The following is a 10,070-nucleotide window of genomic DNA, read 5'->3' as shown; positions in this document are numbered from 1 at the left end:
TGCCAAATTACTCGATGAGAAGCGACTTGATCGCCAGCATTACATCGAACATGCCATCGCGATGTTAGAAACCGCATTGGAAGCTGACAATATTCAGGCGGATATTGCCGGGCGGGCAAAACATATTTACAGCATCTGGCGAAAAATGCAGCGCAAGGGTATCGGCTTTTCTCAGGTTTACGATATTCGCGCAGTCCGTGTTCTGGTCCCAGATACCAAGTCTTGTTATGCGGCGTTGGGTGTTGTGCATGGACTTTGGCGAAATATACCAAACGAGTTTGACGACTATATCGCGAACCCCAAGGAGAACGGCTACCGTTCTTTGCATACTGCGGTAATCGGACCTGACGGCAAAGTGTTAGAGATCCAAATTCGTACTCGTTCAATGCATGAAGAAGCCGAATTTGGGGTCTGTTCGCACTGGATGTATAAGGGGGCGGATAAAAGCGCGAAAAGTAGTAATAGCTACGATGAAAAAATTGCGTGGCTGCGTCAAGTCTTAGATTGGCATGAGGAAAGTGGCAGCAGTAGTGATGTTGCAGAGCAATTTACCCACACTCAAGATCGCGTTTACGTTTTTACCCCAGACGGTCACGTGGTCAACTTACAAAACGGCGCGACGCCGCTGGATTTTGCCTACCATATCCATACCGAGGTTGGGAATTGCTGCCGTGGCGCCAAGGTAAACGGCCGGATCGTCCCACTTACCTATACATTAAAAACAGGGGAGCGAGTCGAGATCTTAACGGGCAAAGACAGTGAGCCGCGTCGAGATTGGTTGCAAAGCAATTTAGGTTACCTCAAGACCTCGCGGGCGAGAACCAAGGTACAGCATTGGTTTCGCCTACAGGCAAAAGAAGACAATATTGTCGCTGGTCGAGCGTTGCTAGATAAGGAATTCAAACGGCTGGCGTTGAATAGTATCGACTATAAATACCTTGCGGATCAGATGCATTGCGCCAGTGTTGAGGATATGTATGCGTCAGTAGGTGCTGGGGAGATCAGTACTTTTCAGTTGATTAAGGCTGCGCACAGCTTGGCGGGTAGAGAAGAGCCCAATTCGCAATCAGCACTCAGATTGCGAGCGCCAAGCACAAAAAGTAATGATGGTAGTCAAATTCGTATTAGCGGCGTGGGCAATCTAATGACTTACTTTGCGCGCTGCTGTAAACCCTTACCGGGTGAAGCAATAGCAGGGTATATCACCGTAGGTCGTGGTGTAAGCGTCCATTTACAAGACTGCAATAAATTATTGCAGCTGCAGAGTGTTGAGCCCCAGCGCATTATTACGGTGGATTGGGCAGACGCTCAAATTGAAACCTATCCGGTCGACATTGAACTTGAAGCTTATGATCGCCAGGGTTTGCTCCGTGATATTACCCAGCAATTGGCTACCGAGAAAGTTAATGTTATCTCCATGAATACGGTTACTGATACCGCTAATCACATGGCGACGATGAAAATACGCTTGGAGATTCGTGACCTAGCTACTTTGTCGGATTTGTTTAATCGTCTTAACGGTCTGCCCAATGTAGTTGCTGTTCGCCGAATTAGGGAAAGTTAACAGTGACCTACAGCATTGCAGATTTACAGTATTTGATGGCTCGTTTACGGGACCCTGATACCGGCTGTCCCTGGGACCTAAAGCAGACCTTTAGTAGTGTGGTGCCATACACGCTGGAGGAGGTGTATGAGCTTGTTGACGCTATTGAACAGGGTGATCAAGAGCAAATTCGTCAGGAGTTAGGCGACGTTCTGTTTCAGGTCATATTCTATAGCCAATTAGCGGCTGAGTCAGAGCAGTTTAGTTTTTCCGACGTGGTGAGTGATATCGTCGCAAAACTGTTGCGGCGCCACCCCCATGTATTTCCTAGCGGTGAGCTGAATTCGCAACGTAGTCTTGATGCACCTGCTGACGAGGCGATTAAAGCGCGTTGGGAAGAGATTAAACAGCAGGAGCGAGAGCAAAAAGCGCAACATAGCGCGATGGATGACGTGCCTCGAGCGCTGCCAGCGCTCACGCGGGCAACGAAGCTCCAGAAGCGGGCTGCGCAACAAGGTTTTGATTGGCTGGAGTTGAAACAGGTAATTGGCGCATTTCGAGCGGAAATAGACGAGCTTGAAGAGGCCATCGCTATGGCTGATTCCCGAGCCGTTGCCGATGAAATGGGCGATGTATTATTTTCGGCGGTAAATGTTGCTAGGCATCTAAACTTAGACGCAGAGGCGGTCACTCGTGGCGCTTGCGATAAATTTGAACGTCGATTTCGGTTTGTGGAGCAGCGCTGTCAGGAATCCGGCGTTTTTGCAGGGAAAGGTGAACTTAACTCACAAATGGAGTTGTTTTGGAATGAGGCTAAAGCGGCAGGTCTTTAAGAAGGGCAAGACCTGCTTGGTCGTGTGCTAAAAGCGACTTAATGGTTTTCCTGCTTGTAGCGATTTAAGTGTTTTTCAGTCAAGGACAGATAGCGAGGTGTTGGACCTACGTCCTCATATAAGGGGTCGCCTTGTTCATCTGTAGCGACCACCTTAGTACCTTGCCGGTAGGGCATGACACTCTCCATCTCATCAAGGGCTGCACTGAGCAGGTCGGTAATTAACTCCTCTATATTACGGCGTGGGAAAAGTTCAGCGAGGGCATTTAACCTTGCTGCGTCCTTTATGGATAAGCGAACCTCGTAGCAGTCAGCTGTAAGCGTACCACTCGCGGTTTCTTCCCAAAGAGATAACAATTCTCGTACTTTCATAATGCGGTACCTGTCATCTTGGGGCTGCCCAAAAAATAGCCGCCCATAAATAAATAATACCTATGAGTGGGGCTTTTTTGCTAGCATTATCGGTGTAAATACTATCCCTTATTGTTAGGGAACTCTTCTGGGGGTATTCGCAAGGTGGCCTGATATCCGCGGGCCAAGCGACTACGTAGTTCCCCTGTGTGGCCGAATCTTTGCTCGCGACGTTTCGCCACTAAGGCCGTGCCGCTTGAATTTGGTCTTTATTTCGCCTTGGATGCCATAAACTAGGTACTTTCCTAGTTTGGTTACTGCGTCCATTAGTCGTAGTGGTGCCTTAAGTCTTGTGTGCTGGGCGATTGCTGTGTATCGTTGTGCGCTTTTGCTGCGGCGGCCCCTACGGCGCAGGCTATAAATTGTAATTATTGGGGAGTTTCCCGCTATGCGCGTTATATTATTGGGCCCTCCTGGGGCAGGTAAAGGTACTCAGGCACAGTTTATTTCCGAGAAATTTGCGATTCCTCAGATTTCTACTGGGGATATGCTTCGTTCGGCAGTAAAAGCAGGCAGCCCATTGGGCTTACAAGTGAAGGAAGTGATGGCTTCTGGTGGCTTGGTGTCGGATGAAATTATCATCGCACTGGTAAAAGAACGAATTACCGAGGCCGACTGCCAGAACGGCTTTCTATTCGACGGCTTTCCGCGGACTATCCCTCAAGCTGAAGCCCTAATTACAGCGGGCGTTACCATCGATAATGTGCTGGAAATTGCCGTTGCCGATGAGGAAATCGTGACGCGTATGAGTGGGCGGCGCAGCCATGAGGGTTCAGGTCGTACCTATCACGTTATTTATAACCCACCCAAAGTAGAGGGTGTGGACGATATTACCGGCGAAAAGCTGGTGCAGCGTGAGGACGATCGCGAAGATACAGTTCGCAATCGCCTTAATGTCTATCACGAGCAAACCAAGCCTTTGGTTGCCTTTTACAGCAATTTGAAGGGCAGCGACGCACCAAAATATTCTCGCGTTGAGGGCGTTGGTACGGTCGAAGAGATTACTCGTAAGGTTTTTGCCGCACTCGCAGCTTAAAATTGATATGCTAGATGAAAAAGGGCGCCTTAGGGTGCCCTTTTTTTATTATCATTCGTAAACAGACCCTCCTTTTATCTTGCTGACATTATTTAACCAGGTACTGCCATGAAATCCGGGATCGTTTTTATCAATTTAGGCACGCCAGCAGCGCCGACTGCAGCGGCAGTTCGCCAGTTCTTAAAACAATTTCTTTCTGACCGTCGCGTAGTTGAAGTGCCACGCTTACTTTGGCTGGCAATTCTATACGGCATAATTTTACCTTTTCGCTCCCCCCGAGTAGCTAAGGCCTATCAGCAAATTTGGATGAATGAGACGTCACCGCTTCGATATTTTTCCCAGCGTTTGGTAGATGGCGTGGCGACGCAATTAGCAGAGCGTTACCCAGATCAGGAATTAGAGCTTCGCTTAGCAATGAGTTACGGGCAAACGTCAATCTCAGCGACGGTTGATGAATTATTGGCGCTGGGGTGTGAGCGCTTATTTTTTCTGCCACTGTTTCCGCAATATTCTGCAACGACAACGGCTGCGGTGCACGATGAGATTAGTCGGATTTTTTCGCGTCGCCGCGATATCCCGCAATGGTCGTGGTTGCGAAACTACCATGACCATCCCGCGTATATAGACGCGTTGGCACAAAGTGTTCAGCGGCATTGGTCTGAGCACGGACGCGGCGAGCGTTTACTAATGTCTTTTCATGGAATACCCAAGCGAAATGTTGATCTGGGCGATCCATATCAGCGGCATTGCGAAGAGACTGCTGCAGCACTTGCCGCGAAGCTTGGTTTAAGTGAAAAGGAGTGGCAGTTAAGCTATCAATCGAGATTGGGAAAAGCCGAATGGTTGCAACCCTATACTGATAAGACGGTGATTGCTTTGGCAAATTCCGGGATTAAAAAGTTGGATGTTTTGTGCCCCGCGTTTGCTGTTGAATGTTTAGAAACAATTGAAGAAATTGACGGCGAAGTGCATGAATATTTTATTGAAAACGGGGGAGAAGAGTTTCGTTACGTTCCGTGTTTGAATGACAGTGAAGCTCATCAAAAACTGATGTTTTTACTTTTGAAGTCCTTTCTTGAAGAAAAAAGGCATTTATTTTCGTAAAAAAGTAAGAAATTGTACGTAATTCAACGACTTTTTTTTGCGTTGGTTATTTTATGTGCTATTTTTATTGCAATTAAACCAGCATCGTCGACGCCAAGGAGAATAAATGATGCCAGCAGCTAAAAAAGTAAGCGCGAAAGCAGCCTCTGCTAAACGTAAACCGAGAAGTAAAAATGCCGCTTTAGTAAACCCACTCGTAGTGAAAGCCGAGGAAGGTTTGAAAAAAGTGGAGGCTGTAGTTGCCAAAGAGCGCAAGGCGCTTGCTGATGCTAAAGCTAAAATTGACGCGGCGCGTGCTAAGGCTAAAAAGACAGCCCGAGCGGCAGATAAAAATGCGGTGAAGCGCGCAGTTGCAGCCGCAGAAAAAGTAAATGCGAAGTTAAAAGCGGCTCGTACTAAAGTTGCGGCAAGCAAAGCCGATCTGGCCAATGTTAAAGCGGTTGCCAGAATTAAAGCTTCTGAATCCGCAATTAAGCAAAAGGTTGCTGAGCGTTCAATGGCATTGAGCAAAAAAGCTGATGCAGATCTTGCTAAAGCGGTGAAGCAATTTGAGCAGCGGTTCAAGAAGAAGCGCGCTGCGGCAAATAAAGCTAAAGTTGCGTTGATAGAGAAAAAATTACTGGCAAAGCACAAACAAGCGGTTAAGCAATTAAATGCTAAAATCGCCGGCACCAAGAAAACCACTGCTAAAAAGGCGACTGCTAAAAAAGCGCCAGCGGCTAAATCCGCTCCCGTCGCCAAAAAAGCCCCAGCTAAGAAAGTGGCAGCTAAGAAAGCGGTAGCGAAAAAGGCGCCAGCAAAGAAAGTGGCCGCTAAAAAGCCTGCAGCAAAGAAAGCGGTAGCGAAAAAGGCACCCGCGGCCAAGAAAGTAGCCGCAAAAAAGGCGCCTGCAGCCAAGAAAGTAGCGGCGAAAAAGCCTCGGGTGAAACGCGCAGCGGCTAAACCCGCTGCTGCACCTGCGGCGGCTCCGGCAGCCGCACCTGCAGCTCCAGCTGAGTCGCAAAATAGCTAAGTTGGACATTGCTTAGGTAGAAATGGGGAGGCTTTAGCCTCCCTTTTTTTATGACCTTAATTTTATGGCTGCGGCATGTCGCTCGGTAAGTTGATGTTGCGAAATGCGTCCGCTTGATCGCTAAAATCCGCCTGAACACTGTGCAGCTGCTTATACCATTGATTTACACTGCGACCGCCGGATGCTAGGTAGCTGCCCAAGTTGGCTTTCAGCGTAGTGTTAAGCAATGCGAATAGATACTGGCCACGCCCTCCGTCGTGAGCAAAGCAGACATCAGCTTTGTACGTGTCCCGCTGTTCGGAAAGCCGGCGTAGTAAATCCCGCGGTGGTCTTGGACAGTCACAGGGTAGAACTAACAGTTCCGACGTAGTGATGGTGGTGAGTGCGGCATAGATTCCCGCTAATGGGCCTTGGTAGTCGGGATACTCATCGACTACGGTTGCGGCGTATTTTTGGTACTGTTCTAGGTTTCTGTTGCAGCTAATTAATAATTGATCAATCCCTTCTGGGAGGCGACTAATAATATGCGCAATGAGGGGTTTGGATTGCCACTTTAGTAAGCCCTTGTCTTGCCCTTCCATGCGCCGGCCAGCACCTCCTGCCAATATTAGCGCTGTTACGGTATGGGTTTGTTGTGGTGAGTTTCGTTTTATGGTCATGGCGAGTGAATGTCTTGCGAATTTATGAAGTGCCTTATTCCAGTATGGTATGATTCACACCATACATCATTATGAATATTCCAGCGGTTTTTTCTTCATGAGCAGTTTACTCGCGATAGAGGCTTCAACAGAAGCGTGTTCGGTTGCCTTATTGCACCAGGGCCGAGAACTAGAAGATTTTCGTATGTTACCTCGAGCCCATACTCAATTTTTACTACCCATGGTAGCTGAGATTCTGGCCGAAGCCGGATTGAGCTTGGCGCAAATTGACGCCATTGGATTTGCCGCGGGTCCTGGATCATTTACGGGTTTGCGGGTTTGTGCCGGTGTGGTTCAGGGCCTCGCGTATTCCCAAGAGTTGCCAGTGGTTCCAGTGTCGACCTTACAAGCCTTGGCGCAGGATACGCTGTTAAAACAGCAGCTCAGTGACGGTGATATCGTCTTGCCAGCCTTAGACGCACGGATGGACGAAGTCTATTGGGGGCAGTACCGGGTCGCGGCTGGTTTCGCAGATGAGATCGTTGGGGACAGTTTGCTTTTGCCGGAGAATGTCAGTGTTTTGGCCGAGAGCGGACGAATTTTTGGCGTAGGTAGTGGCTGGACTTATCGGTCACGCTTTAATTTAAATAGCGAACTTGAGTCGGTTAGCGTTGAGGTTTACCCCCGGGCAAGCGCGGTATTGCGCTTGGCGAATCGCGCGTTTGCGGCTGGGCGCTACACAACTGCCGCATTAGCTCAACCCGTGTATTTACGCGACAGTGTCGCTTGGCAAAAATCATAAAACCTATAGAGGTATGACAGCATAATGGACGTGTTTCAAGCCGTAATCTTGGCGGCGATTCAGGGTCTTACTGAGTTCCTGCCGGTCTCGAGTTCCGGGCATTTGGTGTTGCCACAGACCTTGTTTGGTTGGGCCGATCAAGGTTTGGCTTTTGATGTGGCAGTGCATGTCGGTTCTTTGTTGGCGGTGCTTTGGTATTTTCGTACTGAGGTCGCGGGGATTGTAATAGATTGGTTTGCTAGCGTATTCGGTGGCGCGAAAAACGACAATAGCCGTTTGGGTTGGATGGTCATTGTCGCGACTATTCCCGCGGTTATTGCCGGGCTTGTTTTTAATGATTTTATTGAATTGAATTTACGTACCGGCTATGTGCTCGCCACCACAACCTTGGTATTTGGCGTGATTTTAGGTGTTGTTGATCGCTATGCCCAACATACTAAAAACCTAGCGAATATTGGCCTACGAATTGCGATAATTGTTGGCTTTGCCCAAGCTATTGCTTTGATTCCCGGAACCTCCCGCTCTGGGATCACCATTACTGCGGCGCTCATGCTCGGCTTGAACCGCAGTGACTCCGCGCGATTCTCGTTTTTATTATCAATGCCTATTATAGCGGCGGCGGGATCTTATAAATTACTGGAGTTGATTCAGAGCAGTGTCGACGTCCCCTGGGGGCTGTTGTTTATTGGTTTTGCTGTGTCAGCGTTAACGGCCTATGCCTGTATCCATGTGTTCATGCGTTGGGTTGAGCGGATTGGTATGATGCCTTTTGCCATTTATCGTGTTGCCTTGGCGGGAATATTGTTTGCAGTGTTAGCAAGTGCCTAGGTAGATCTCGTGGGCTTTATATCCGCTGATAGTGACGTGCGGTTGAGGATAGGTGTGAATGAGCGAATTAAATAGTTTTAACGAAGCATTACTGCAGTTTTTAGACTCAAGCCCGACGCCATTTCATGCGGTCGAGACTATGGTGACGACTTTAATCAGTGCGGGATTTGAGGCCTTGGACGAACGCGATGAATGGCAGCTTAAAGCCGGTGGCCGCTATTTTGTTGTGCGCAATGGTTCGTCTTTGGTGGCCTTTTGTTGCGGCGCGAGCGATTTACTGCCGCGCGGTTGGCGGATGGTTGGGGCACATACCGACAGCCCCAATCTTAAGGTGAAACCGACGCCGGAATTACATCGGCACGGTTACTTCCAAGTCGGCGTAGAGGTCTACGGCGGCGCGTTATTAAATCCTTGGTTTGATCGAGATTTAGCTTTGGCTGGACGCGTGAATTACGAAAACACGCAAGGGGAGTTACGAAGCTGCCTGCTAAACATTGCGCGGCCGGTGGGAATCATTCCGAGCTTAGCGATTCATCTTGATCGTGAGGCCAATAATAGCCATTCGGTGAACCCGCAAAAAGACTTGCCGGTGGTATTGCTGCAAAGTGGGGAAAAAGAAGACTTTCGCACCCTGCTTGCAAGTGAGTTGACTGAGCACGGTGTTAGCGATGTTGCCGCAGTACTTGATTACGAGCTGAGCTTTTATGATAGCCAAAAAGCGGCGATGGTTGGTTGGAATGGTGATTTTATCGCCAGTGCGCGACTGGACAATTTGCTGTCGTGTTTTATCGGCGTACAGGCGCTGTTAAATAGTGACTCCGACTCCCACACCGTCTTGGTGTGCAACGATCATGAGGAAGTTGGCAGCCAGTCGGCGGTGGGGGCGCAGGGGCCGATGTTAGAATCGGTGTTGCGTCGTATTGCGGGCGACGAGGTCAGTCTGCAGCGGGCAATGGCAAACTCTATGATGATCTCTGCGGATAATGCCCACGGCATCCATCCTAATTTTAGCGATCGTCACGATGCGAATCACGGGCCATTACTCAATGCCGGTCCGGTTATAAAAAACAATGTGAATCAACGTTATGCGACCAATAGTGATACCAGCTCACTATTTCGCCGTCTGTGCGCCGATCAGTCTGTAGCAGTGCAAAGCTTTGTGGTGCGCAGTGATATGGCTTGTGGCAGCACGGTAGGGCCGCTGACGGCCGCCGCACTCGGGGTTAAGACCTTAGATGTTGGCGTGCCGACGTTTGCCATGCACTCAATTCGTGAGTTGGCGGGTAGTCAGGACGCGTTTAATTTGAACAAGGTGTTGTCGGCATTTTATGGCTTGGCAGCACTAGGTGTCGCAAACTGACATTGTATTTGCGACACCATTTGTGAAAGCGACTTAAGCGGGAGCAGTTTAGCCGCGATTAAAATCCGGCTTGCGCTTTTCCTTAAAGGCTTTTAGGCCTTCTTTACCTTGTTCACTACTCACGCATTTCGCAATACCGCGGCTTTCTAATTCCAACTGAGTTTCCAAGGTATTGCTGGAACTTGATAGCAGCAGGGATTTTATTTCGCCGTGGGCGAGGCTAGGGCCGTCTGCCATTTTTCTGGCAAGTGCCTGCGCTTCGGTGAGTAGCTCGTCGGCGCTGACGACTTTGGTGAGCATCCCCCATTCCAAAGCCTCGTCGGCGCTCAATACGCGATTGGTAAACATCAATTCTTGGGCGCGGCGCAGACCAACAAGACGGGGCAGAAAGTGTGTGGAACTGCCGTCTGGACTGGCGCCAATACCGGTGTAGGCCATCGTGAATTTAGCTTTGTCGGACGCCAAGACCAGGTCGCCGGAAATAGCTAGACTGAAACCCGCACC

Annotated in this window: 11 protein-coding genes; 8 read left to right on the top strand and 3 right to left on the bottom strand. The window is 49.3% G+C overall.

Going from position 1 to position 10,070, the window contains the following annotated elements; all coding sequences use genetic code 11:
* Together ABYT30_RS10785 and mazG are read left to right on the top strand one after the other, a co-directional pair.
* Positions 1-1,564 (top strand): bifunctional (p)ppGpp synthetase/guanosine-3',5'-bis(diphosphate) 3'-pyrophosphohydrolase (locus ABYT30_RS10785; protein ID WP_373096424.1); only part of this gene is annotated, 1,564 nt, incomplete at its 5' end.
* A 2-nt stretch (positions 1,565-1,566) separates the two neighbouring features.
* Complete coding sequence (mazG, locus tag ABYT30_RS10780; protein WP_373096421.1) at positions 1,567-2,376, top strand: nucleoside triphosphate pyrophosphohydrolase; 810 nt, start codon at positions 1,567-1,569, stop codon at positions 2,374-2,376.
* Between the two features lie 38 nt (positions 2,377-2,414).
* On the opposite strand, the gene ABYT30_RS10775 is transcribed toward mazG, so the two are convergent.
* Positions 2,415-2,747, bottom strand: coding sequence for a type 1 pili tip component (locus ABYT30_RS10775; RefSeq protein WP_373081101.1), 333 nt, complete (start codon positions 2,745-2,747; stop codon positions 2,415-2,417).
* A 427-nt stretch (positions 2,748-3,174) separates the two neighbouring features.
* Here ABYT30_RS10775 and adk point away from each other — a divergent pair, with 427 nt between their 5' ends.
* The 3 genes from adk (at position 3,175) to ABYT30_RS10760 (ending at position 5,938) form a co-directional block, all read left to right on the top strand.
* Entirely contained in the window at positions 3,175-3,822 is a 648-nt protein-coding gene (gene adk / locus ABYT30_RS10770) for an adenylate kinase (protein ID WP_373082469.1), read from the top strand.
* 108 nt (positions 3,823-3,930) lie between these two features.
* The gene (hemH, locus tag ABYT30_RS10765) at positions 3,931-4,926 is read left to right on the top strand and encodes a ferrochelatase (protein WP_373096419.1); all 996 of its coding nucleotides are present in this window, start codon (positions 3,931-3,933) and stop codon (positions 4,924-4,926) included.
* Positions 4,927-5,032: 106 nt separating this feature from the next.
* Complete coding sequence (locus ABYT30_RS10760; protein WP_373096417.1) at positions 5,033-5,938, top strand: hypothetical protein; 906 nt, start codon at positions 5,033-5,035, stop codon at positions 5,936-5,938.
* A gap of 62 nt (positions 5,939-6,000) precedes the next feature.
* On the opposite strand, the gene mobA is transcribed toward ABYT30_RS10760, so the two are convergent.
* Positions 6,001-6,597 (bottom strand): molybdenum cofactor guanylyltransferase MobA, encoded by a 597-nt coding sequence (gene mobA / locus ABYT30_RS10755; RefSeq protein WP_373096415.1) that lies wholly within the window; start codon positions 6,595-6,597, stop codon positions 6,001-6,003.
* A 97-nt stretch (positions 6,598-6,694) separates the two neighbouring features.
* On the opposite strand from mobA, the gene tsaB reads away from it, so the two are divergent.
* Genes tsaB through ABYT30_RS10740 form a run of 3 tightly spaced genes read left to right on the top strand, consistent with a single transcriptional unit; the run spans position 6,695 to position 9,566 of the window.
* The gene (gene tsaB / locus ABYT30_RS10750; RefSeq protein WP_373096413.1) at positions 6,695-7,378 is read left to right on the top strand and encodes a tRNA (adenosine(37)-N6)-threonylcarbamoyltransferase complex dimerization subunit type 1 TsaB; all 684 of its coding nucleotides are present in this window, start codon (positions 6,695-6,697) and stop codon (positions 7,376-7,378) included.
* Between the two features lie 24 nt (positions 7,379-7,402).
* On the top strand, positions 7,403-8,206 hold the full coding sequence (locus tag ABYT30_RS10745; RefSeq protein WP_373096410.1) for an undecaprenyl-diphosphate phosphatase: 804 nt from the start codon (positions 7,403-7,405) through the stop codon (positions 8,204-8,206).
* A 58-nt stretch (positions 8,207-8,264) separates the two neighbouring features.
* Entirely contained in the window at positions 8,265-9,566 is a 1,302-nt protein-coding gene (locus ABYT30_RS10740) for a M18 family aminopeptidase (RefSeq protein ID WP_373096408.1), read from the top strand.
* Between the two features lie 48 nt (positions 9,567-9,614).
* Here the strand turns inward: ABYT30_RS10740 and ABYT30_RS10735 are convergent.
* Positions 9,615-10,070, bottom strand: a 456-nt coding sequence (locus tag ABYT30_RS10735; RefSeq protein ID WP_373096406.1) for an enoyl-CoA hydratase/isomerase family protein, incomplete at its 5' end; no start/stop codon positions are given.

It is taken from the genome of Zhongshania sp., from assembly GCF_041623545.1.
In the GTDB taxonomy this organism is placed as follows: Bacteria; Pseudomonadota; Gammaproteobacteria; order Pseudomonadales; family Spongiibacteraceae; genus Spongiibacter.
Note: the sequence above shows the minus strand (reverse complement) of the source record. Positions and strands in the feature narration are given on the sequence as shown.